The sequence below is a fragment of the Streptomyces sp. NPDC057743 genome, assembly GCF_042798755.1.
Classification (GTDB): Bacteria; Actinomycetota; Actinomycetes; order Streptomycetales; family Streptomycetaceae; genus Streptomyces.
In genome coordinates this window covers 22,543-44,950 of the sequence record NZ_JBHVJX010000011.1, presented here as the reverse complement: position 1 = coordinate 44,950, position 22,408 = coordinate 22,543, and the positions used below count along the sequence as shown (strand labels likewise).

General features: G+C 74.0%; 16 protein-coding genes and 1 pseudogene. 11 read left to right on the top strand and 6 right to left on the bottom strand.

Features of this window, described 5'->3' with window-relative positions; translation table 11 throughout:
* Positions 1–68 precede the first annotated feature (68 nt).
* The gene (locus ACFVFQ_RS14620; RefSeq protein ID WP_383414498.1) at positions 69–1,112 is read right to left on the bottom strand and encodes a bifunctional DNA primase/polymerase; all 1,044 of its coding nucleotides are present in this window, start codon (positions 1,110–1,112) and stop codon (positions 69–71) included.
* A 478-nt stretch (positions 1,113–1,590) separates the two neighbouring features.
* Here ACFVFQ_RS14620 and ACFVFQ_RS14615 point away from each other — a divergent pair, with 478 nt between their 5' ends.
* The 6 genes and pseudogenes from ACFVFQ_RS14615 (at position 1,591) to ACFVFQ_RS14590 (ending at position 6,114) form a co-directional block, all read left to right on the top strand.
* Positions 1,591–1,896, top strand: a complete 306-nt coding sequence (locus tag ACFVFQ_RS14615; protein WP_383414496.1) for a hypothetical protein — start codon at positions 1,591–1,593, stop codon at positions 1,894–1,896.
* A 185-nt stretch (positions 1,897–2,081) separates the two neighbouring features.
* Positions 2,082–2,336, top strand: a pseudogene (locus ACFVFQ_RS14610) (acyl-CoA dehydrogenase family protein); the annotation flags it as partial.
* Between the two features lie 71 nt (positions 2,337–2,407).
* Positions 2,408–3,424 carry a bifunctional MaoC family dehydratase N-terminal/OB-fold nucleic acid binding domain-containing protein gene (locus ACFVFQ_RS14605; protein ID WP_383414493.1) on the top strand — a complete coding sequence of 339 codons (1,017 nt, stop codon included), beginning with the start codon at positions 2,408–2,410 and terminating at the stop codon, positions 3,422–3,424.
* A gap of 1 nt (position 3,425) precedes the next feature.
* On the top strand, positions 3,426–4,514 hold the full coding sequence (locus ACFVFQ_RS14600) for an acyl-CoA dehydrogenase family protein (protein WP_383414490.1): 1,089 nt from the start codon (positions 3,426–3,428) through the stop codon (positions 4,512–4,514).
* Entirely contained in the window at positions 4,511–4,951 is a 441-nt protein-coding gene (locus tag ACFVFQ_RS14595) for a MaoC family dehydratase (RefSeq protein WP_383414487.1), read from the top strand. Before ACFVFQ_RS14600 ends, ACFVFQ_RS14595 begins: the two co-directional genes overlap by 4 nt.
* Positions 4,948–6,114 (top strand): lipid-transfer protein, encoded by a 1,167-nt coding sequence (locus tag ACFVFQ_RS14590; RefSeq protein ID WP_383414484.1) that lies wholly within the window; start codon positions 4,948–4,950, stop codon positions 6,112–6,114. The genes ACFVFQ_RS14595 and ACFVFQ_RS14590 overlap by 4 nt, the downstream gene beginning before the upstream one ends.
* Positions 6,115–6,159: 45 nt before the next feature.
* On the opposite strand, the gene ACFVFQ_RS14585 is transcribed toward ACFVFQ_RS14590, so the two are convergent.
* Positions 6,160–7,122, bottom strand: coding sequence for a GlxA family transcriptional regulator (locus tag ACFVFQ_RS14585; RefSeq protein WP_383414481.1), 963 nt, complete (start codon positions 7,120–7,122; stop codon positions 6,160–6,162).
* A 71-nt stretch (positions 7,123–7,193) separates the two neighbouring features.
* Between ACFVFQ_RS14585 and ACFVFQ_RS14580 the strand changes: the two genes are divergently transcribed.
* From ACFVFQ_RS14580 to ACFVFQ_RS14570, 3 genes are all read left to right on the top strand, one after another.
* Positions 7,194–7,868 carry an HD domain-containing protein gene (locus ACFVFQ_RS14580; RefSeq protein WP_383414478.1) on the top strand — a complete coding sequence of 225 codons (675 nt, stop codon included), beginning with the start codon at positions 7,194–7,196 and terminating at the stop codon, positions 7,866–7,868.
* A 66-nt stretch (positions 7,869–7,934) separates the two neighbouring features.
* Positions 7,935–8,354, top strand: a complete 420-nt coding sequence (locus ACFVFQ_RS14575) for a RidA family protein (protein ID WP_383414475.1) — start codon at positions 7,935–7,937, stop codon at positions 8,352–8,354.
* Between the two features lie 166 nt (positions 8,355–8,520).
* A complete protein-coding gene (locus ACFVFQ_RS14570) occupies positions 8,521–9,072 on the top strand; it encodes a SigE family RNA polymerase sigma factor (protein ID WP_383414472.1) in 552 nt (183 codons plus the stop codon).
* A 24-nt stretch (positions 9,073–9,096) separates the two neighbouring features.
* Here the strand turns inward: ACFVFQ_RS14570 and ACFVFQ_RS14565 are convergent, their stop codons facing one another.
* Complete coding sequence (locus ACFVFQ_RS14565) at positions 9,097–9,786, bottom strand: two-component system response regulator (RefSeq protein WP_383414469.1); 690 nt, start codon at positions 9,784–9,786, stop codon at positions 9,097–9,099.
* Complete coding sequence (locus ACFVFQ_RS14560) at positions 9,783–14,039, bottom strand: HAMP domain-containing protein (RefSeq protein ID WP_383414466.1); 4,257 nt, start codon at positions 14,037–14,039, stop codon at positions 9,783–9,785. Before ACFVFQ_RS14560 ends, ACFVFQ_RS14565 begins: the two co-directional genes overlap by 4 nt.
* A gap of 224 nt (positions 14,040–14,263) precedes the next feature.
* Here ACFVFQ_RS14560 and ACFVFQ_RS14555 point away from each other — a divergent pair, with 224 nt between their 5' ends.
* On the top strand, positions 14,264–16,111 hold the full coding sequence (locus tag ACFVFQ_RS14555) for a SpoIIE family protein phosphatase (RefSeq protein WP_383414464.1): 1,848 nt from the start codon (positions 14,264–14,266) through the stop codon (positions 16,109–16,111).
* 27 nt (positions 16,112–16,138) lie between these two features.
* Here ACFVFQ_RS14555 and ACFVFQ_RS14550 read toward each other — a convergent pair whose 3' ends face one another.
* Entirely contained in the window at positions 16,139–16,390 is a 252-nt protein-coding gene (locus ACFVFQ_RS14550; RefSeq protein WP_383414461.1) for a hypothetical protein, read from the bottom strand.
* A gap of 262 nt (positions 16,391–16,652) precedes the next feature.
* Between ACFVFQ_RS14550 and ACFVFQ_RS14545 the strand changes: the two genes are divergently transcribed.
* Entirely contained in the window at positions 16,653–18,305 is a 1,653-nt protein-coding gene (locus ACFVFQ_RS14545) for a long-chain fatty acid--CoA ligase (protein WP_383414458.1), read from the top strand.
* Between the two features lie 30 nt (positions 18,306–18,335).
* Here ACFVFQ_RS14545 and ACFVFQ_RS14540 read toward each other — a convergent pair whose 3' ends face one another.
* Entirely contained in the window at positions 18,336–22,256 is a 3,921-nt protein-coding gene (locus tag ACFVFQ_RS14540; protein WP_383414455.1) for a PAS domain-containing protein, read from the bottom strand.
* Positions 22,257–22,408 lie beyond the last annotated feature (152 nt).

Below are 22,408 nucleotides of genomic sequence, written 5' to 3'. Positions count from 1 at the left end.
TCCCGTCTGCCGGGCGCCGCACGGCAGACGGGAGTTTGACGACAGGGCCTAGGCCCGCCCCCGGGGCGTCAGCGGCGGGCCGCCGAGGCGAGGGTGGCGCGGGCCTCGGCCTCCGGCAGGCCCGTCCGGCGGGCCGCGGCGAGCAGGCGCGCGGCCAGCTCCGGGCCGAGGCCGGCCTCGTGGGCGCGGCAAGCGGCCCAGAAGAGGCGGGAGTTGCGCTGTCCGCGGGGGGAGTCGCGGACGAAGTCGAGGAGGGGGGCGGCGGGCGGCTGGCGGCCGTTGGCGGCGGTGGTCGGGTGCGGGCGGCGGGGCGGGGCGCCGAGCGGGGGCAGCAGGAGCGCCAGCAGGGCGGGCGGGACCGGGGCCGGGTGGCGCGGGGAGTGTGGGGCGAGGACGTACCGGCCGTGGGTGGTGAGCGAGCCGGGGCCGACCAGATAGCCGCCCGCGCCGCGGACGTCGATGCCCGGGGCGAGCCGGCCGGCGGAGTTGGCGACCGGTGGCGCGGGCGGGCCGGCGAACCACAGGTGGCGGCCGCCCGAGGGGGTCAGCACGGTGACCGTCGGCGGCAGCGCGAGGCCGTGGGCCCGGGCGATCAGCCGGAGGGCGGTGGGGCCGTCGGCGCCGTGCTTGGTGTCGAGGTCGAGGCCGATGAGGTGGTGCGGGAGCCGGCCGCAGGCGATGCCGTAGCCGGTGGCCCAGGGGGCGGCGGCGAACATCCGGCGGATCGTGAGCGGGTCGGTGGTGGCGTCGTGGACGCCGTGGCCGAGGCGACCGCAAGTGCCGTGGCAGGGCGGGTCGGTGGGGGCGTCGGGGTCCGCGGGGTCGTGGTGCGGGGAGCGGAGGGCGGGGAGTTTGGTGCGGGTCAGGGGGATGACGGGGTGGCCGCGCTCGGCGGCGGCGAGGGCGTGCGCGAGGGCGGCGTGGTGGGCGTCGGCCGGGGCGAGGGGTGGCCCGTAGGCGGGGAGCGCGGGCGCGGGCTCCCGGGGTGCGTGGGGCGTCGGGCCGGGGATCGGGCGCAGGGTGGGGCGGGCGTCGGCCGGGGCCTCGGGCGGGAGGGCGGCGGCCGTCGGGCGGGCGGTGTGCGGTGCGGTATGGCGGCGGGGCAGGGCCATGACTTCATTTTCGTACGGATGTTCGAGAAAAGAAAGGGTGGGAGGGGCGGCGTGCGGCGAAGATCACGTGTGCGCCGGGTCGGTCGGGGGGCCGGTTGACCCGCTCATCCCTTGGGGCGAACGGGTTGTGGTGGGGTCGCCGTGGAGCGCGGGGAGCGGCGTGGGGGCGCGAGTGGGGGCATCGGGGTTTGACGGCGGTATCTCCCCCTTGCGGGGGAATCAGTCTCCGCCGGTGGATCTGGCCGGGTTCGGTTGGGCAATCCTGAGGTCGCGACGTCGAGGCAGACACCGCGGTGGCCGGCCAACTGCCCGGTGAACAGATGGAGTTAGCGCTCTGCGGACCGTCCGGGGCGTGTCGTCCGGAGCGGGTTTTCGAGAGCTCAAAGCCCCGGTCCGGGGTGGGTTCGCACGGCCGAATCCGCCTACTGAGCCCCGCAGTTCATAAGTCACAAGTTTGCGATTCGTAGGAGGAAGAGACATGGCAAGCACCCGTACCGCCCGCGTCCTGGCGGTCGCCCTCGCGCTGCCGTTCGCGGCGGCGCTCTGCACCGGCGTGGCGCAGGCCGACAACGGCGGGCTCGCGAACAACGGGTCGAGCTCCGCCGCCACCAGTCAGACGGGCACCGGTGTCCGCGGCAGCAACCACGGCAACTCCACCACCGGCCAGCAGGTGGCCAACGGCCCCGGCGCGTCGAACCAGAACAACACCGCCAGCGTGAACGGTCACGGCTTCAGCGTGATCGACCAGGACAACGCCAACGTCGACTTCAACCAGCTCTGGTGAGCCGGTCCGCCGCGCGCCCGCGCGGCGGTGGAACCGGCGGGTGAGGTGATGAGGTGCCGCGCGGCGGACATGTGGGCCGCTCTGGGGTTCACCGCGCGGACCTTGACAGCGAGCGGGTTTCTGACGGACAGTCAGAAACCCGCTCGCTCGTTCGTACGGCCGTCACCGAAGGAAGGCCCGCCGACGTGCACCTCGCCCCCACTGAGCGCCAGCAGCGGCTGCGCGCCGAACTCCGCGCCTATTTCCGGGACCTGCTGCCCGACGGGCCGGTCGACGATCCGGCGGCACAGCGCGCGGTGCTCCGCCGGATCGGCGCCGACGGGCTGCTGGGCCTGGGCTGGCCGACCGCGTACGGGGGCCAAGGGCGCGGCCCCGACGAGCAGTTCGTCTTCTTCGACGAGGCGTACCGCGCGGGCGCCGCGCAGATCAACACCTTCGGGGGCGGGGTCAGCGAGGTGCAGCGGGAGATCGTGGCCACGGTGCGACTGGGGATGCGGAAGGGGCGGCGCGGGTGAGCGGGGACGCAGCGGTGCGGGAGGGGGCGGCCGGGGACACCGCCGGGTACGAGGCGGCGCTCGGGGCGTTCGAGGGGCGCCGGGCGTCGGCCCCGGGCGTCGGGAAGGACCCGGTCAACGAGGCGATGATCCGGCACTGGTGCGAGGCGATGGGCGACGAACACCCCGCCTACCGGGGGCCGGACGGCGTCGCCCCGCCGACCATGCTCCAGGCGTGGACGATGGGCGGGCTCCTGGGCCACAGCGGCCGGAGCGGCGCCTACGAGGAGCTCTCCGCGCTGCTGGACGCCGCGGGCTACACCGCGATCGTCGCCACCGACTGCGAGCAGGAGTACCTGCGGCCGCTGCGCCCCGGCGACGTGGTCACCTTCGACTCGGTGATCGAGTCGGTGTCGCCGCGCAAGACCACCAAGCTGGGCGCCGGCCACTTCATCACGACCCGGATGGACGTCCGGGCGAACGGGGAGCCGGCCGGGACGCACCGCTTCCGGGTGCTCAAGTACGCGCCGGCGGGCCGACACGTCGCCAACGGGAAGTCAGGGAAGGGGACTTCGGGCGGCCGGCGCCCCCGGCCGGTCGTCAATCGGGACAACGCCGGCTTCTGGGCGGGGGTGGCCGCCCACAAGCTGCTCCTCCAGCGCTGCGGTGGCTGCGGGACGCTGCGCTTCCCCTGGCTGCCCGGGTGCAACGGGTGCGGTTCGACGCGGTGGGACACCGTCGAGGCCGGCGGCGCGGGCACGGTCTATTCGTATGTGGTGATGCACCACCCGCCGTTCCCGGCGTTCGCCGCGCCCGAGGGCGGCGGTGCCGCGGGGCCGTACGCGGTCGGGCTGATCGAGCTGGCGGAGGGGGTGCGGATGGTCAGCAACGTGATCGGGGTGGAGCCCGACCGGGTGCGGATCGGGATGCCGGTGCGGCTGGAATTCCGGCGGGTGGACGAGGAGTTGGTCCTGCCGCTCTTCCGGGCCGAGGCGCCCACCGGGGCCGCCGGCGCGGAAGGCGGCGAGGGCTGAGATGGACTTCACGCCCACCCAAGGGCAGCGGGCGGCGGGCGCCCTGGCGGCGGAGATCTTCGGCGACCGGTCCACGCCGGAGCACCTGGCCGACCTGGGCGGCGCCGTCGACGTGGAGCTGTGGAAGGCGCTGTGCGCGGCCGGGCTCCCGGGCGCGGTGGCGGAGACGGGGCTGCTGGGACTGGTGTTGATGCTGGAGGAACAGGGCCGGACCACCGCCCAGGTGCCGTTCGCGGCGAGCTGCGCGTATGGGCTGCTGGCCGTCGAGGCGCACGGCAGCGCGGAGCAACGGGCCCGGCTGCTCCCGGGGTTGGCGGACGGGAGCGAGGTGGCGACCGGCGCCTTCGCGGGGGTGTCCGGCGGGCCGCGGGTCGTCGCCGCAGGGCCGCCCGGCGCCGCCCGGCTGACCGGCACGGTGCCCGTCGTCCCCTGGCTGTGCGGGGCCACCGTGGTGCTCGTCCCGGATGCCGAGCGCCGGCTGTGGCTGGTCCGCGCCGACGCCCCGGGCGTCGGCGTCGAGCCGGTGGCGACGACCGCGCCCTGGTCCGCGGGGCGGCTGACCCTACGGGGCGCCCCGGCCGAGCCGTTGGGCGGTGCCGCGACCGCCCCGCCACCGGCCGCCCACGACGCCTACGGCGCCTACGAGGATGTCCTGGCCACCGCCCGCACCGCCTTCGCCGGCCTCCAGGCGGGCGTCTGCGCGGGCGCGCTGGCCCGCGCGGTGGCGCACACCACCACCCGCGAACAGTTCGGCCGCCCGCTCGCCGCCAACCAAGCGGTCCAACTGCGGGCCGCCGAGGCGTACATGGACACCGAGGCGATCCGGGTCACCGCCTACGAGGCGGCCTGGCGCCGGGACGCGGGCCTGGACGCCGCCCCGCACGCGCTGACCGCCGCCTGGTGGGCCTCCGAGGCCGGCAAGCGGGTGGTGCACACCGGCCAGCACCTGCACGGCGGCCTCGGCGCCGACCTCGACCACCCCGTGCACCGGCACTTCCTCTGGGGCCGACAGCTCGACGCGTACCTGGGCGCGGGCGCCGAACTCCTGGAAGAACTGGGCGCGTTGCTGACGAAGGAGCCGCAAGGATGACCACCGACTCCGCCCGGGACGCCGGCCCGCCGCCCGCGCCCCACGTGGGCTGGGAGCTCCCGCCGCTCACCCTGCCGCTGACCCGCACCCTGATCGTCGCCGGGGCGCTCGCCTCCCGCGACTACCAGGACGTGCACCACGACGCCGAGGCGGCCAGGGAGAAGGGCTCCCCGGACATCTTCATGAACATCCTGACCACCAACGGCCTCGTCGGCCGCTACGTCACCGACCACTTCGGCCCGCGGTCCATGCTGCGGAAGGTCGCCATCCGGCTCGGCGCCCCCAACTACCCCGGGGACACCCTGGTGTTGCGCGGTACCGTCACCGCGGTCGACGGCGACACCAGCGAGGTGCGGATCGTCGGGACCAACGGCCTGGGCCACCACGTCACCGGCACGGTCGCCGTCAGCGTCCCCAGGGAGGCGGAGGGCCGATGACCCGCCACCGCCCCGACACCCTCGGCGGCCGGGCCGCCGTCGTCGGCATCGGCGCCACCGAGTTCTCCAAGGACTCCGGGCGCAGCGAACTCACCCTCGCCGTCGAGGCCGTGCAGGCCGCGCTGGCCGACGCCGGGCTGACCCCGGCCGACGTCGATGGGCTGGTCACCTTCACCATGGACACCAACCCCGAGATCACCGTCGCCCAGGCGGCCGGCATCGGCGAGCTGACCTTCTTCTCCCGCGTCCACTACGGGGGCGGCGCGGCCTGCGCCACCGTCCAGCAGGCCGCCCTCGCGGTCGCCACCGGCCTGGCCGACGTGGTGGTCTGCTACCGCGCCTTCAACGAGCGCTCCGGCCGCCGCTTCGGCGCCGGCGTCCAGCGGCGCGAACCGTCCGCCGAGGGCGCCGCGTTGGGCTGGAACCTCCCCTTCGGCCTGCTCACCCCCGCCTCCTGGGTCGCCATGGCCGCCCAGCGCTATCTGCACGCCTACGGCCTGACCCCGAACGCCTTCGGCCAGGTCGCGGTCACCGACCGCCGGCACGCCGCCACCAACCCGGCCGCGTACTTCCACGGCAAGCCGATCACCCTCGCCGACCACGCCGCCTCCCGTTGGATCGTCGAGCCGCTGCGGCTGTTGGACTGCTGCCAGGAGACCGACGGCGCCCAGGCGTTGGTGGTGACCTCCGTCGAGCGCGCCCGCGAACTGCCGCACCCGCCCGCGGTGATCACCGCCGCGGCCCAGGGCGCCGGCCGCGGCCAGGAGCAGATGACCAGCTTCTACCGCGACGACCTCACCGGCCTGCCCGAGATGCAGGTCGTCGCCGACCAGCTCTGGCGCACCTCCGGTCTGACCCCCACCGACATCGACGTCGCCATCCTCTATGACCACTTCACCCCCTTCGTCCTCATGCAGCTGGAGGAGTTCGGCTTCTGCGGACGGGGCGAGGCCGCGGACTTCGTGGCCGCCGACGGCCTCCCGTTGAACACCCACGGCGGCCAGCTCGGCGAGGCGTATCTGCACGGCATGAACGGGATCGCCGAGGCGGTCCGCCAACTCCGGGGCACCAGCCCCAATCAGGCCCCCGACCCCGCCCATGTCCTGGTCACGGCCGGCACCGGAGTGCCCACGTCGGGGCTGGTGTTGGGGCGGGCGGGGTAGCCGCGGTCGGGGCGCCTGCCGCGCCAGGCGCCCCCGTGGCCGTTCTCAGTCCGAGCGCGGGGCTGCCGGCGCCGTCGCGCGTGCGAAGGTGCGGCGGTAGGCGGTGGGGGTGGTGTCCAGCGCGCGCCGGAAGTGCAGCCGCAGGTTGGCCGCCGTGCCCAACCCGCAGTCCCGCGCCACCTGTTCGACCGAGCGGTCCGTGGTTTCCAGCAGTTCCCGCGCCCTGCCGAGCCGGGCGTTGAGCAGCCACTGCAACGGGGTCGTGCCCGTCTCCTCGCTGAACCGGCGCATGAAGGTGCGCTGCGAGAGGCCGGCGTGCCGGGCCAGCACGCGCAGCGTGAGCGGCTCGCCGAGCCGGTGCAGGGCCCATCCACGGGTTTCGGAGAGCGACGCCTGACCGGCCACCGCGACGGGGGCCGGCACGAACTGGGCCTGCCCACCGTCTCGGTGGGGGGCGGCGACCAGACCGCGGGCGATCTGGTTGGCCACCTCCGCGCCCAGGTCGCGACGGACGATGTGCAGGCACAGGTCGATGCCGCAGCACACCCCGGCCGAGGTGAGCACGTCGCCCTCGTCGACGTAGAGCACGTCGCGGTCGACCGTGACGGCCGGGAAGTCCCGCGCGAACGCGTCGAGGTGCTTCCAGTGGGTCGTGGCGTGCAGCCCGTCCAGCACGCCCGCCGCGGCCAGCGCGAACGCGCCCGTGCAGATCGACACCACGCGCTTGCCTCGTTCGCCGGCTTCGGCCAGTGCATCGAGCACGGCGTCCGGCAACGGAAGGAGCGGCTCGAATCCCGGCACGACCACGGTGTCGGCGGCGCGCAGGTGTTCCAGGCCCGCGTCGGCGACCAGCGCGAAGCCCGCGGTGGTGGCCACCTTCGCCTCCAGCGCGCACAGGGTCATCTCGTAGGGGGTTTCCGGCCGGGTGGTGAAGATCTGCGTCGGGATCGCCAGGTCGAGCGGGGTGACCCCGTCCAGCGCCAGGACCGCGACTCGATGCACTGCCATGGCAAGATTCTAACGAAGTAAGGAAAGATTGCCGCTCGCCGGGCCAGGGCGGTCGCGGCCAGGCTGAAGGCATGACCGGACCTCCTCACGAAGCGACCACCAACCCGATCACGCTGCCCGGCACACCGCTTGCCGACGCCGTCATCAACCTCATCCGACCGGTGGAGACGCCGTCCGTCTTCAACCACAGCATCCGCAGCTACCTGTTCGCCCGGCTGGTTGCCGGCCGCCTCGGCCTCACCGCCGGCCACGACTACGACGACGACCTGTTGTTCGCCGCGTGCGCGATGCACGACGTCGGCCTGGCCTCGGACGGCCCGCACAGCCAGCGGTTCGAGGTCGAAGGCGCCGACCGGGCCGCCGCGTTCCTGATCGACCACGGGGTATCCGCAGCCGACGCCGACCAGGTCTGGCAAGCCATCGCCCTGCACACCTCCCCGGGCATCGCGGAGCGCCGCGGCACGCTGTGCGTACTCGTCCGCGAAGGCGTCGCCCTCGACTTCGGCGGCCCCATGGGCGCCGACCACCTCGACGCCGTCACCGACGAGCAGGCCGACACCGTGCACGCGGCCTATCCGCGGCTGGAGATGATCCGCTCACTCACCGACGCGATCGTCGCGCAGGCCGCGGAGAACCCGAAGAACGCACCCCGGTACACGATCCCCGGCGAGTTCCTCCGCGAACGCGAGACCTACGGCCGGACCCGGATGGAACACGCCTTCCTTTCGTCCCGCTGGGGCAACTGACTCCCCGCACTCCACGACCCGTCACCACCCGTCACCACCCGTCAACAAGGAAAAGGAAGCGCCACCATGACCGTCCACACCGTCGACGTCCCCGAGGGAAACCCGGTCTTCGGGAGCACCACCAGCGCCTTCGACAGCTTCGGCTACTCCGCCGCGGTCCGCGCGCACGGCCTCTTGTTCATCGCCGGAACGATCGGTCGCCGCGCCGACGGAACCATCCCGGACACCATCGAAGAGCAGACCGAGATCGCCCTCGCGAAGATCGAGGAGATCCTGCGGCTGGAGAACCTCGACCCCTCCGCCCTCGTCGACGTCACCAGCTACCACGTCGACATCCGCCAGCACCTGCCCGGCTTCGTCGAGACCAAGCAGCGCCTGGTCAAGGCGCCCTACCCGACCTGGACGATCATCGGGGTCAGCGGCCTCGCCAGCCCCGGACTCCTCGTCGAAATCCGCGCGACCGCCGCGTATCCCGAACTTCGGTAGACGACGGCCGCGTAGACCTCGTCTTACTGATGGCCCTTAGGGGAGTACCTCCCGCGCTCCGCCTTGAGGAGGTGCGGGGGACCCCACCCGTACAACTTGAGGGGGACGTCGCTTCGGCACCCTGGGCCGACGACCTCGCCCCCTGTCCACTTCTAGCGTGGAGCACATGACCACGTCTGTGTGCACAAGCGCCTCGACGCCCGCGACGTTCCCGTCGTTCGCGTCCTACGTACGGGCCCGGGGGCCGGTTCTGCTGCGCGCCGCGCGGTCCCTGTCCACGAACCCCAACGACGCCGAGGACCTCCTCCAGACCGCGCTCACCAAGACCTATGTGGCCTGGGAGCGCATCGAGGACCACCGCGCGCTGGACGGCTATGTGCGCCGGGCGCTGATCAACACCCGCACCTCGCAGTGGCGCAAGCGCAGGGTCGAGGAGTTCGCCTGCGACGAGCTGCCCGAGCCGGACCCGATACCGGCGCCGGACCCGGCCGAACTCCAGGGCCTGCGCGACGCGATGTGGCGCGCGATCATGCGACTGCCGGCGCGGCAGCGCGCGATGGTCGTCCTGCGTTACTACGAGGACCTCAGCGAGGCCCAGACCGCCGAGGTCATGGAGGTCTCGGTCGGCACGGTCAAGAGCGCGGTCTCCCGCGCCCTGGCCAAGCTCCGCGAGGACCCGGAACTGGAGGTCCTGGGCCTCAGCCGGGTCGCGGCCTGACGGGGGCGCTCTGCCGGCCGGACGTCACGCCCCCCGCCCCGCCAACAGCCGTTCCACCGCCTGTTCCAGGGCCGCGATGCGGTCGGCGAGGCCGGCGGATTCGGTGTCGCGGGCGTCGCGGAGCAGGAGTTCGATCTGGGCCAGGCGGCTGGCGATGTCGGCGAGGGAGGCGTCGTCGCCGGGGGGTGGTGTCGGTGTCGGCGTGGGTTCGGAGGGGGGCGGGGTGGCCCTGCCGGGTTCGGCGGGGCTGGTCGGGGTCTCCGACGAGCCGGTGAGCAGGCGTTTCAACTGGGTGGCCTGGGCGGCAAGTTGGTGGTTCTTGCGGTAGAGGTCGAGGAAGACGTTGACCTTGGTGCGCAGCAGCCAGGGGTCGAAGGGCTTGACGAGGAAGTCGGCGGCGCCGACGGTGTAGCCGCGGTAGGCGTAGTCCGGGTCCACGGAGGCGCCGGTGAGCAGGATGACCGGGACGTCCTTCGTCTGGTCCAGCCCCTTGATGTTGGCGGCGGTCTCGAAGCCGCTCATGCCGGGCATCAGGACGTCGATCAGGACGACCGCGAACTCCTCGCGGAGCATGGCCTTGAGCGCCTCCTCGCCGGAGCGGGCCCGGACGACCTTGGTGGCCAGCGAGCCCAGGACCGCTTCGAGGGCGACGAGGTTCTCCTCCATGTCGTCGACGATGAGGATGGGTGCGGTGTCGGGTGGGGGCGGTGTCATGACGGTGGCCCCTCCGTTCCCTCGTCGGTGGTGTCGGGCGGGTCGGTGTCCGGTGGCGGGGCGTCGGGGGCCGGGCGGGCCCGGGCGGGGTCCAGGAGCTGGGAGATGACCGACAACAGGCGGTCCACGTCGACCGGTTTGGGGATGTAGTCGTCGGCGCCGCTCTCGATGGCCTTCTCGCGGTCGCCGGGCATCGCCTTGGCGGTGAGCGCGATGATCGGGAGGTCGGCGAAGCGGGGGGTGCGGCGGATGGCCCGGATCATCTCGTAGCCGTCCATCTCCGGCATCATGATGTCCATCAGGACCAGCGAGACGTCGGGCGCGCGGTCCAGCACCTCCAGGCCCTCGCGGCCGTTCTCGGCGTACTTGACGCGGATGCCGACCCGGCCGAGGACGTGGGTCAGCGCGAAGACGTTGCGGATGTCGTCGTCGACGATCAGGATGCGGCGGCCGGCCAGGACGCGTCCGGCGGGGCCGCTCAGCCAGTCCTTGAGCCGGGTGGCCTCGGGCCAGGTGACGTCGCCGGCCTCGGTGGCGCGGAGCGCGGTGCGGGGGGCGAGGCTCTCCTGGGCGGGGAAGACGTCGGAGGGTGCCACGACCGGTGGCGCGGGGGCGCGTTCGGGGCTCGCCGGGGCGGTGGGTGCGGCCTCGGCGGGGCCGGCGGTGTGTGGGGTGGGGGCGGGGGTGGCCGAGGGGCCGGAGTAGTGGGCGGGGACGTAGAGGGTGAAGGTGGAGCCGACGTTCACCTGGCTCTCGGCCTTGATGCGGCCGCCGAGCAGCGCGGCCATGTCGCGGCTGATCGACAGGCCCAGCCCGGTGCCGCCGTATTTGCGGTTGGTGGTGCCGTCGGACTGCTGGAACGCCTCGAAGATGCCGTCGAGTTTCTCCGGGGGAATGCCTATTCCGGTGTCCTTGACGGAGAGCGCGAGGACGGTGTCGGCGGTGCGCAGGGACGCCTCCTCGAACTGGTCGCGCCGGCTTTCCGGGACGCGTTCGACGCGGAGTTCCACGCCGCCGGTGGAGGTGAACTTCACCGCGTTGGAGAGCAGGTTGCGCAGGATCTGCTGGAGGCGCTGTTCGTCGGAGAACAGCTCCTCGGGGACGCCCTCGCCGACGTGGACGTCGAAGCCGAGGCCGCGGTCGACGGTGAGCGGGCGGAAGGTGGCCCGCACGTAGTCCAGCAGCTTCTTCAGCGGCAGCGCCTTGGGGTGCACGTCCATCCGGCCGGCCTCGATCTTCGACAGGTCGAGGATGTCGTTGATGAGCTGGAGCAGGTCGGAGCCGGCGCGGTGGATGGTGACCGCGAACTCCACCTCCTGCGGGCTGAGATGGCCGTCGGGGTTGTCGGCGAGCAGCCGCGAGAGCACCAGCAGGGAGTTGAGCGGGGTGCGCAGCTCGTGCGACATGTTGGCGAGGAACTCGGACTTGTACTGCGAGGAGGTGGCCAGGAGCGCGGCCTTCTCCTCCAGTTCGGCGTTGGTGAGTTGGAGCTCGTCGGAGCGCTGGCGGAGCTCGGCGGTCAGCCGCTGGGATTCCGAGAGCAGCGATTCGGTACGGGAGTTGGCGATGATGGTGTTGATGGAGACGCCGATGGTGTTGACGAACTGGTCGATGAAGGCCAGGTGCACCTCGCTGAAGCGGCTGAAGGAGGCCAGCTCGATCACGCCGAGGACCTGGTCCTCGAAGAGGATCGGGAAGATGACGACGCTGGCCGGGGCGGCGGCGCCGAGGCCGGAGCTGATGGTGAGGTAGTCGCTGGGGACCGCCTCGACGAGGATGCGCCGCTGCTCCGTGGCGGCCTGGGTGATCAGGCCCCAGGCGGGGGCGCCGCGCCGCATCCGGTTCAGGGCGCCCTCGCCTTCGGGACGACCGGTGCCGTAGCCGGCGATCAGCTCCAGCCCCTCGCCCGGCTCGGCGCCCGCCTCGGCCAGGAAGAACGCGCCGAACTGGGCGTTCACCAACGGTGTCAGCTCGCGCAGGATCAGGTCGGCGACCTCGACCAGATCGCGGTGGCCCTGCATCAGGCCGGCGATCCGGGTGAGGTTGGACTCCAGCCAGTCCTTGGCGCGGGTGGTCTCGCGGAGGTTGGCGACCATGAGGTTGATGTTGTTCTTCAGGGCGGCGACCTCGCCGCGGGCGTCCACGGTGATCGAGCCGGACATGTCGCCCTGGGTGACCGCGCTGGTCACCTCGGCGATCGCGCGCACCTGGGTGGTGAGGTTGAGGGCCAGCTCGTTGACGCTGGTGGTGAGCTGCTTCCAGGTGCCGTAGACGCCCTCGACCCGGGCCTGGCCGCCGAGTTGGCCCTCGCTGCCGACCTCGCGGGCCACCCGGGTCACCTCGGAGGCGAACGAGGAGAGGGTGTCGACCATGGTGTTGAGGGTGGTCTTGAGTTCGAGGATCTCGCCGCGGGCATCGACGTCGATCTTCTTGGAGAGGTCGCCCTGGGCCACCGACGTCGCCACCTCCGCGATGTTGCGGACCTGCGAAGTGAGGTTGTCCGCCATGGAGTTGACGTTGTCGGTGAGGTTCTTCCAGACCCCCGAGACGCCGTGCACCTGGGCGCGGCCGCCGAGCCGGCCCTCGGTGCCGACCTCGCGGGCGACCCGGGTGACCTCGTCGGCGAACGCCCGCAACTGCCCCACCATGGTGTTGACGGTGTCCTTGAGCTCCAGGATCTCGCCGCGGGCGTCCACGTCGATCTTCTTGGTGAGGTCGCCGTTGGCGACCGCGGTGGTGACCTGGGCGATGTTGCGGACCTGCGAAGTGAGGTTCAGCGCCATGGAGTTGACGTTGTCGGTGAGCTCCTTCCAGACCCCCGAGACGCCCCGGACCTGCGCCTGACCGCCGAGGTTGCCCTCGGTGCCGACCTCGCGGGCGACGCGGGTGACCTCGTCGGCGAAGGCGGAGAGCTGGTCGACCATGGTGTTGATGGTCGACTTGAGTTCCAGGATCTCGCCCTTCGCCTCGACGGTGATCTTCTTGCCGAGGTCGCCCTCGGCGACGGCGGTGGCGACCAGCGCGATGTTGCGGACCTGCGTGGTGAGGTTGTCCGCCATGAAGTTGACGCTCTCGGTGAGGTCCTTCCAGACGCCGGAGACGCCGCGTACTTGGGCGCGGCCGCCGAGCTGCCCCTCGGTGCCGACTTCGCGGGCGACGCGGGTGACCTCGTCGGCGAAGGCGGAGAGCTGGTCGACCATGGTGTTGATGGTCGACTTGAGTTCCAGGATCTCGCCGCGGGCGTCCACGGTGATCTTCTGGCTGAGGTCGCCGTTGGCGACGGCGGTGGTGACCTGGGCGATGTTGCGGACCTGCCAGGTCAGGTTGGACGCCATGGAGTTGACGTTGTCGGTGAGGTCCTTCCAGACGCCGGAGACGCCGCGTACTTGGGCGCGGCCGCCGAGCCGGCCCTCGGTGCCGACTTCGCGGGCGACGCGGGTGACCTCGTCGGCGAAGGCGGAGAGCTGGTCGACCATGGTGTTCACGGTGAGCTTCAGCTCCAGCAGCTCGCCGGTGGCCTCGACCGTCACCTGCTGGGTGAGGTCGCCGCGGGCCACCGCCGTGGTCACCACCGCGATGTCCCGCACCTGCGCGGTCAGTCGGGACGCCATGGTGTTGACCGCCTCGGTCACGTGCAGCCAGTCGCCGGAGAGGCCCTGGACCTTGGCGCGGCCGCCGAGCCGGCCCTCGATGCCGACCTCGCGGGAGACCCGGGTGAGCTCGCCGGTGAAGAGCGAGAGCCGGTCGACCACGCGGTTGACGCAGCTTCCCAGGCGGCGCAGATCGCCGCGGAGCTGACGGCTGCCGTCGTGCAGATCGACGTGCCGGGTCAGATCGCCGTCGGCGATCGAGTCCAGCACCCGGGTGGCCTTGGCGACCGGGGTGACCAGCGCTTCCAGGACGGCGTTGGCGGCCTCGACGTTGGTGGTCCAGCCGCCCTGCCCGGGGCTGGCGCGCAGCCGCTCGTCCAGCCGGCCCTCGCGGACGACCTCCCGGCGCAGGCGCTGGAGTTCGGCGGCGAGGTGGGCGTTGCGGGCGACGATCTGGGCGAAGACGTCGGTCATGTCGGCCAGTACGCCGTCGACCGGGGCGCCGTCTTCGGGGCGGTCGACGCGGGCGGTGAAGTCGCCGTCGCGCAGGGCGTTGAGCGCGGCCAGGAGGGGGCGCAGCTCGCTGGTGCGCACCCACTGGCCGTCGTGGCGGGGGTCCGAGGGTGACGCCGCGGACTCGGGCCGGGTCGGGTCGGGCGCCATGGCACACCATCCCCCCAGTGATCGAGACCGAACGTGAACCGGACGTGTGCGGAGCCGTCCGGCCGTTGCGGAGCCGTCGGGCTCGTCCGGGAACGGCCCGGAGCGCGTCCGGTGGCGGACCGGAGGGGTCCCGGAGTCGGTCCGGAACTGATCCAATTGGGCAGATATGTCATAGTATAAAGCGGCCGTAATGAGTTGCTTTTCCGGGCGCATCAGGGGGCGCCGTGACCTCGCTATCGCCGCGGACGACGGCCCCGCAGGAGACCGAAACGGTGTCCCGCACCGGGCTGCCGGCGAACCAGCTGGCCGCCTCCGCGGCCCGCCGTTTCGTGCGCACCCTGCTGACCGAGCGGGCGGCCGCCCCGGACGCCGCCCCCGGCGCCGCCGCGATCAGCTCGGACCTCATCGACCAGGCGGTCCTCCTCGTCAGCGAACTGGTCACCAACGCCGTGATGTACGCGGGCACCGACATCGACGTGACCTGCCGGCTGACGTACGGGCGCGGGCCGGTCGCGGCCGGCGGCGCGGAGCCGGGCCCGGCCACCGTCGCGATCGTCGTGGAGGTCGCCGACCGACACCCGTCGCGGACCGTGCGCGGCGGGGTGGACGCCCGCGGCGGCGCCCCCGGCTACGGCCTCCAGCTCGTCGCCGCGCTCGCCGAGTCCTGGGGCGTGACCTACCGCAGGTCCACCAAGACGGTCTGGTTCCGGCTGACCGCCACCGAGGGCCGGGCGACGGCCGCACCGGCCGGACCCGACCGGCCCGCTGCCGGTGCCGCGGCCCGGGCCCGGGCGCCGCGCGGGTCCCCAACGGCCGCCGAGTGGGTCGACCGCGGCGGCCCCTCGTTCCTCGCCGAGACCAGCGAACTCCTCGCCGGCCAGCTGGACCAGGACATGGTCACCGCGCTCGCCGCCCAACTGCTGGTGCCCCGGCTCGCCGACTGGTGCGCGATCTGGCTGAGCATCGAGGGCGGCGGCATGCAGCTCTCCCGGGTGTGGCACGTCGACGAGCGGCGGATCGGGCCGCTCCGCGTCGACCTGGAGCGCGAGCCGCCCATCGACGTCGTCCGGGTCGGCGGCATCCCCTGGACCTGGCCGGAATGCGCCGGCGCGTCCAGGGAGGGCGGCTCGGCGCTGGCCTTCCCCCTGGTGGCCCGCGACGAGCAGTTGGGCGTCCTGCTGCTGGGCCGGGCCGGCCGGCTGAAGATGACCGACACCGTCGCGCGCATGGTGGAGGACGTCGCCCGGCGGATCGCCCAGGCCGTCCACACCGCCCGCCAGTACACCCGGCAGACCACCATCAGCCTGGCCCTCCAACGCCGCCAACTGCCCGCCACCCTGGCCAGCATCCCCGGCGTGGACACCGCGATCGTCTACGAGCCGCACGGCCAGGGGCAGACCGTCGGCGGCGACTTCTACGACGTCTTCCCGATGGGCGAGAGCCGCTGGTGCTTCCTGCTGGGCGACGTCCAGGGCAAGGACCCCGAGGCGATGTCGGTGACCGGGCTCGCCCGCCACCTGGTGCGGCTGCTGGCCCGGGAGGGCCACGGCGTCGAATCGGTCCTCGGGCGGCTGAATCTGGCCATGGCCGAGGAGAGCGCCGAGGCGGTGGAACTCGGCGGGGAACAGGCCAGTTCGCGCTTCTTGAGCCTGCTCTACGGGGAGTTGACCGTCGATCCCGGGCTCCCCGGGGCCCGTTGCACCGTCGCCAGCGCCGGGCACCCGCCGCCGCTGCACCTGTTCACCGACGGCGCCGTGGAGCCGGCCGCCGACCCGCAGATGCTGCTGGGCATCGACGAGGGCGCCGAGTTCCGCGCCAGCACCTTCCCGCTCGCGCCCGGCGAGACGCTGCTGTGCGTCACCGACGGGGTCACCGAACGCCGCTGCGGGAACTGGCAGTTGGACGACAACGACGGCCTGGTGGGGGTGTTGCGGGACGGCCTCGGCCTGGGCGCCAAGGCGCTCGCCGAACACGTCCGCCGGGCCGCCCACGACTTCGGCACCGGACCGGTCGAGGACGACCTCTCGGTCCTGGTCCTCCAGGCGGTGACGCCGAAGTCGGGGCCCGCGTAACGGCGGGGCCTGTCCTACGGGCCGGCCCTAGCGCCCCTGGAGCCCGCTGCCGTCCGCCGAGGAGTGCTCCCACTCGCCGCCCCCGGAGACCACGCCCCCGCCGTGCCCCTGCACCGGGTCGAACAGGCCGCTCGCCAGCGGCCGTCCGGCCACCGGGCCGCCGCCCGGCCCCGGTTGGGCCGCCCCCTGGGACGGGGCCGCGTGCGCGGCGGTGCAGACCAGGACACCGGCGCCACCCAGGGCGGCGACGGCGAGACAACGAGCGAGACGGGCGCGCATGGAACGCTCCTCACGGGAAGGGAAAAGGGGTCCGGATCCGGCCAATGCCGCCTCCGGGTCCCGCCAGCCTGGTGCGGGCCCGCGGGCCGGCACAAGCAACGTGCCGCGCGGGACCTCCCTGCGGGTGAAGCGGACGTGCGCGGGTTCCCGGCCGAATCCGGCCCGAGGGGAAAAGAACACGCCATGGAGGCGTGACATACCACGCGGTACGCATCGAGAATCGCAGCACCACTACCCGCCCGTAACAAAGCGGAGGCACCCGGTGCTCAGCACGATGCAGGACGTACCGCTCACCGTCTCGCGAATCCTCACCCATGGGTCAACGGTCCACGGTGACGCGCAGGTCATCACGTGGACCGGCGAGGCGGAGCCGCACCGCCGCACCTTCGCCGAGATCGGCCGCCGGGCCGCGCAGCTCGCGCACGCGCTGCGCGACGAGCTCGACGTGGCCCCCGAGGAGCGGGTCGGCACGCTGATGTGGAACAACAGCGAGCACATGGAGGCGTACCTCGGCATCCCGTCCATGGGCGCGGTGTTGCACACGCTGAACCTCCGGCTCGCGCCCGAGCAGCTCGCCTGGATCGTCCACCACGCCGAGGACCGCGTCGTCCTCGTCAACGGCACGCTGATCCCGCTGCTGGCGCCCCTGTTGCCGCAGCTGCCCAAGGTGGCGCACGTGGTCGTCGTCGGCCCCGGCGACCGCGCCCCGTTGGCCGGGGCCGACGTCCAGGTCCACGACTACGAGGAGCTGCTCGCCGGGCGGCCGGAGCGCTACGACTGGCCGGAGATCGACGAGCGGGAGGCGGCCGCGCTCTGCTACACCTCCGGGACCACCGGCGAGCCCAAGGGCGTGCTCTACAGCCACCGTTCGCTGTATCTGCACTCGCTCCAGGTCAACACCGCGGAGGCGTTCGCCCTCGCGTCGCACGACATCGCGCTGCCCGTGGTGCCGATGTTCCACGTCAACGCCTGGGGTCTGCCGCACGCCGCGTTCATGGCCGGCGCCTCGCTGCTGATGCCGGACCGCTTCCTCCAGCCCGCGCCGCTCGCCGAGATGATCGAGACGGTGCGGCCCACGATAGGAGCCGCGGTACCGACGATCTGGCAGGGCCTGCTGGCCGAACTCGACGCCCACAAGCGGGACGTGGCCTGTCTGGCGACGGTCGTCATCGGCGGCTCGGCCTGTCCGCCCGCGCTGATGCGCGGCTTCGAGGAGCGGCACGGGGTCCGCGTGGTGCACGCCTGGGGCATGACCGAGACCTCCCCGCTGGGCTGCGTCTCCCACCCGCCGGCCGGCGCCAGCGGCGAGGAGGCGTGGGCCTACCGCGCCACCCAGGGCCGCTTCCCGGCCTCCGTCGAGGCCCGGCTGATCGGCCCGGCCGGCGAGGAACTGCCGTGGGACGGCGCCGCGGCCGGCGAGCTGGAGGTCCGGGGCCCGTGGATCGCCGGCGCGTACTACGGCGGCGCGCAGGGCGAAGCGCTGCGCCCGGAGGACAAGTTCAGCCCCGACGGCTGGCTGCGCACCGGTGACGTCGGCACCATCACCCCGGACGGCTACCTCACCCTGACCGACCGGGCCAAGGACGTCATCAAGTCCGGCGGCGAGTGGATCTCCTCGGTCGAGCTGGAGAACCACCTGATGGCCCACCCCGGCGTCGCGGAGGCCGCGGTGGTGGCCGTCCCCGACGAGAAGTGGGGCGAGCGGCCGCTGGCCACCGTGGTGTTGACCGACGGCACCGCGCTGACCTATGAGGAGCTGCGGGCCTTCCTCGGCGAGCGGATCGCCCGCTGGCAGCTCCCGGAGCGGTGGGCGGTGATCCCGTCGGTGCCGAAGACGAGCGTCGGCAAGTTCGACAAGAAGGTGCTGCGCCGGCAGTACGCGGACGGCGAGCTGGACGTGACGCGGCTGAGCTGATCTTGGGGGTGGGCCCTTAGGGGCCCACCCTCAGTTGGTGCCGATCTTCGCCAGCAGGTCCACGATCCGGCTCTGCACCTCGGCGCTGGTGGAGCGCTCGGCCAGGAAGAGCACCGTCTCCCCGGAGGCGAGCCGCGGCAGTTGGGCCGGGTCCAGGTCGGCGGAGGTGTAGACGACCAGCGGGGTGCGGTCCAACAGCCCGTTGGCGCGCAGCCAGTCCACGATGCCGGCCCGGCGGCGGCGCACCTGCATCAGGTCCATCACGACGAGGTTGGGCCGCACCTGCGTCGCCAGGGCGGCCGCGTCGGTGTCCGCACCGGCCCGGGCCACCTGCATCCCGCGCCGCTCCAACGAGGCGGTCAGCGCGCCGGCGATGGCGTCGTTCTGCTCGATCAGGAGCACCCGCGCCGGCTGGTCCTCGGCGTCCCGCGGGGCCAGCGCCTTGAGCAGCACGGCCGGGTCGGCGCCGTACGCGGCCTCCCGGGTCGCCTGCCCCAGCCCGGCGGTGACCAGCACGGGCACCTCGGCGGCGCCGGCGGCCTGGCGCAGCGACTGGAGCGCGGTGCGGGTGATCGGCCCGGTCAGCGGGTCCACGAAGAGCGCCGCCGGGTACGCGGCGATCTGCGCGTCCACCTCCTCGCGGGAGTTGACGATCACCGGGCGGTAGCCGCGGTCGCTGAGCGCCTGCTGGGTGGCGACGTCGGGCGCCGGCCAGACCAGCAGCCGGCGCGGATTGTCCAGCGGCTCCGGCGGCAACTCGTCATCCAGCGGCGGCTGTTGACGCTCCATCACCTCGACCGCGCCGTTCGGCCCGTCCAGCGGCTCGGGCCCCTCGCTGCCCTCGTCGGGCGCCGAGATGGCGAACGCGCGGCCCTCGCTGGCGTCCATGAGGTGCCCCTGCGGGCCCGGCTGCTTGGGCCGGGCGGCCGGCTGCGGCTGGGGGCCGGCGGCCTGCGGGGTGCCCGGCGCGGGGGCCTCGGCGGCGCCGGTGCGCTCGCCCTCCGGCGGGGGTGCGGCCAGCTTGCGGCGGCGGCCGGAACCGGTGGCGGTGCCGCCCGGCGGCGTCGCGGTGCCGCCCGGCGGTACGGGCCCCGGCTGCGCCGCCGGACGCTGCGGATCGGCCACCTGCTGGGCGAACGGCACGCCCTGGCCGAGCGTGCGCACGCTGAACGCCCGCCCCGAGGTGTGCCCGGGGTCGTCCTCGACGGGCGGCAGCGGTTGCCGGGCCGCGGCCGACGGCGGGCCCTGCGGCGGCACGGGGGCGGCCTCCTCGGCGGGGCTGGGACGGCCGCGGCGGCGGCCGGTGGGCGCGGACGGCGTGGCGCCGGGGACCCAGGGGGCGGTCCCGGTGCCCGTACCGGTCGGCTCCGCCGGGGCGCCCGGGGCCGCGGCCTCGGACGGCTGCGCGACCAGGCCCTCGGGCCCGGCCACGAACGTGCCGGACGCCTCGGAGTCGGCCATCGCCGCGGCCGCGCGCTCCTCGGCGGCGGCCCGCCGGGCCCGGCGCCGGCCGGTCGGCTCGGCGGCGTCCCAACCGCCTTGTGCGTCGGGGGAGTCGGCGGGGGCGGCCGCCGGTCTCGCGGTCGCCTCGGGGCCGGCCGCCACCGCCCGGCGCGCGCGCCGCCGCCCGGTACCGGTGTCCTGCGGGCCGGCCTCCGCCGGGGCGGCTGCGCCGGCGCGGGCGGGCACCCCGCCGGCGATCGCGGGCAGCGCCGACTGGGGCTGCTGGGGCTGCTGGGTCGAGGAGGGCGCCGACTGCTGCGGCGCCCGGTCCGCCGCGGCCGGCGGCAGCGCGAACGGCGACCGCGGCGCGTCCTGGGCCTGGCCGGCCCGATTGCCGCCCTGCTGCGGCACGTTGGCACCCCGGGCGGCGGGCGCCTGCGGCCCACCGGCCCGCTCGGGCGCCTCGGCCAGCGCCCGCCGGGCCCGACGACCACCGGCGGCCCCCTGAGCGCCCGACACGGGCCGTTCCGCGGCCCCGCCCTGCGGCTGACCCGGCTGCGGCGCCGGCTGCTGTCCCTGGGGCGGCACCGGCCCGAGCGCCGGCGCCACCGCGGGCGTCAGTCCGTGCGCCGGAGCGCCGGCCGGGGCCCCGTCACCGGCCCCGGACGGCAGCGCGGGCAGCGCCGAGCCCTCCGGCGCCGGCCGCGCCCGGCGACGACCGCTCGGCGGCACCGCCTCGGCACCCGCCGACAGCCCGGCACCCTGTGTGCCGTCCGCCGCGGGAGACGTCTCCGTGTCCGGGCGCCGCGCGCGCCGGCGCCCGGTCGGCTGCTGCGCGCCGGTCGCACCGTCCTCCGCCTCGCCGCCCGCGGGCGGCTCCCCGGCGACGCTGCGGCCGCGCCCGTCCGTCCCCGGGACGGCAGCGGCCGGCCTGTCGCCCCCGGTCGCCTGCTCCCCGTCCTCGGCCGGCTCCTCGTCGTCCACCGGCACCGGTTCGTCGATCAGCACCGGCAGTTCCAGCACGTACGCGCTGCCGCCGGCACCGGAACCGCCCGGCACCTTGTGCGTCTGGATCAGCCCGTCGTGCATCCGCACGATGCCGCGGACGATCGGCCCGTGCACCGGATCGCCGCCGCCGAACGGCCCGCGCACCTCGATGCGGACGACCTCGCCGCGCTTGGCCGCCGCCACCACGATCGTCGAGTCGCCGGGCACCGGACGGCCGCCCTGGCCGCCCGCGCCGGCACCGGCCGGGTGCCGGCCCGTGGAGTCCACCCCGGCCACGTCCGCGATCAGATGCGACAGCGCCTGCGCCAGCCGCTCCGCGTCGACCAGCGCCGCTATCGGCGGCGCGTGCACCGCGAACTGCGCCCGGCCCGGCCCGATCAGCTCGATCGCGCCCTCCACGCCGGCCGCGACCACCTTGTCCAGCGACACCTTGGTGCGGTTCAGCTTCGCCGTGCCGGCGTCCAGCTGCTGGTAGCCGAGCACGTTGTCCACCAGCGTCGTCATCCGGGCGTGCCCGGCCGCGAGGTGGTGCAGGATCTGGTTGGCCTCGGGCCACAGTTGGCCCGCCGGGTCGGAGGCGAGGGCGGTCAGCTCGCCGCTGAGCTCTTCGAGCGGCCCGCGCAACGACCGCTCCAGGACGGCCAGTAGCTGGGCGTGGCGGGCCGCCAGCGCGTCGAGCGGCCGCCGGTCGGTGAACGTCATCACCGCGCCCACCAGTTGGTCGCCGTCCCGCACCGGAGCGGTGGTCAGGTCGACGGACACCGCCCGGCCGTCCTTGGCCCACAGCACCTGCCCGCGCACCCGGTGCTTGCGGCCGGACTTGAGGGTGTCGGCGAGCGGGGTGTCCTCCCAGGGCAACGCCGAACCGTCCGGCCGGGAGTGGTGGACCAGCGGGTGCAGCTCCTTGCCGCCCAGCTCGCTGGCCCGGTAGCCGAGGATCTGCGCGGCGGACGGGTTGACGAGGACCACCCGGCCCTCGGAGTCGACGCCGACCACGCCCTCCGCCGCGGCCCGCAGGATCATCTCCGTCTGCCGCTGCTGGCGCGCCAACTCGGTCTCGGTGTCCACCGTCCCGGTCAGGTCGCGCACCACGAGCATCAGCAGCTCGTCGCCGGTGTAGCCGTTGCGGTGGTCGGCGTAGGCGGCCTCGAAGGCGGACTCGTACGGGGTGCGGCCGTCCTCCAAGTTGGCGCTGGTCACCTCGACCAGCAACTCGACGCCGTCGGTGCGCCGCGCGACCATCCGCGTCGGCCTCGTCCGGCCCTCGACCTCCTCGTCCCGGCGCCGCATCGACCCCGGGATCCGCTTCGAGTCGAAGGTCGGCAGCAGGTCCAACAGCCCCCGCCCGACCAGGGCCGTGCCCGGGGCCTCGAACATCTCCAGGGCGATGGCGTTGGCGTTGACGACGGTGCCGTTGCAGTTGACGAGCAGCAGCGCGTCGGGAAGGGCATCCAGTATGGCTGCGAGGCGAGCAGCGCCTCGGGATGGCCTGCTGCTCACGAGACGCTTCCTCCCTGTTACCGCACCTTGCCGACCCACCATGGCGGGTCGCTGGAAGGGAGTCTACGGGCACATGCCGGGGAGGCGGGGGCGGATGACGTCCCCCGCAATGCCGCGCCCCGGCGCGACTCACCGCACGCCCGACATGTGCC

Coding starts and splice junctions, on each gene's coding strand:
- ACFVFQ_RS14620 (WP_383414498.1), bottom strand. CDS start 1,112: ATGGCCCTGCCCCGCCGCCATACCGCACCGCACACCGCCCGCCCGACG.
- ACFVFQ_RS14615 (WP_383414496.1), top strand. CDS start 1,591: ATGGCAAGCACCCGTACCGCCCGCGTCCTGGCGGTCGCCCTCGCGCTG.
- ACFVFQ_RS14600 (WP_383414490.1), top strand. CDS start 3,426: ATGGACTTCACGCCCACCCAAGGGCAGCGGGCGGCGGGCGCCCTGGCG.
- ACFVFQ_RS14595 (WP_383414487.1), top strand. CDS start 4,511: ATGACCACCGACTCCGCCCGGGACGCCGGCCCGCCGCCCGCGCCCCAC.
- ACFVFQ_RS14590 (WP_383414484.1), top strand. CDS start 4,948: ATGACCCGCCACCGCCCCGACACCCTCGGCGGCCGGGCCGCCGTCGTC.
- ACFVFQ_RS14585 (WP_383414481.1), bottom strand. CDS start 7,122: ATGGCAGTGCATCGAGTCGCGGTCCTGGCGCTGGACGGGGTCACCCCG.
- ACFVFQ_RS14580 (WP_383414478.1), top strand. CDS start 7,194: ATGACCGGACCTCCTCACGAAGCGACCACCAACCCGATCACGCTGCCC.
- ACFVFQ_RS14575 (WP_383414475.1), top strand. CDS start 7,935: ATGACCGTCCACACCGTCGACGTCCCCGAGGGAAACCCGGTCTTCGGG.
- ACFVFQ_RS14570 (WP_383414472.1), top strand. CDS start 8,521: ATGACCACGTCTGTGTGCACAAGCGCCTCGACGCCCGCGACGTTCCCG.
- ACFVFQ_RS14565 (WP_383414469.1), bottom strand. CDS start 9,786: ATGACACCGCCCCCACCCGACACCGCACCCATCCTCATCGTCGACGAC.
- ACFVFQ_RS14560 (WP_383414466.1), bottom strand. CDS start 14,039: ATGGCGCCCGACCCGACCCGGCCCGAGTCCGCGGCGTCACCCTCGGAC.
- ACFVFQ_RS14550 (WP_383414461.1), bottom strand. CDS start 16,390: ATGCGCGCCCGTCTCGCTCGTTGTCTCGCCGTCGCCGCCCTGGGTGGC.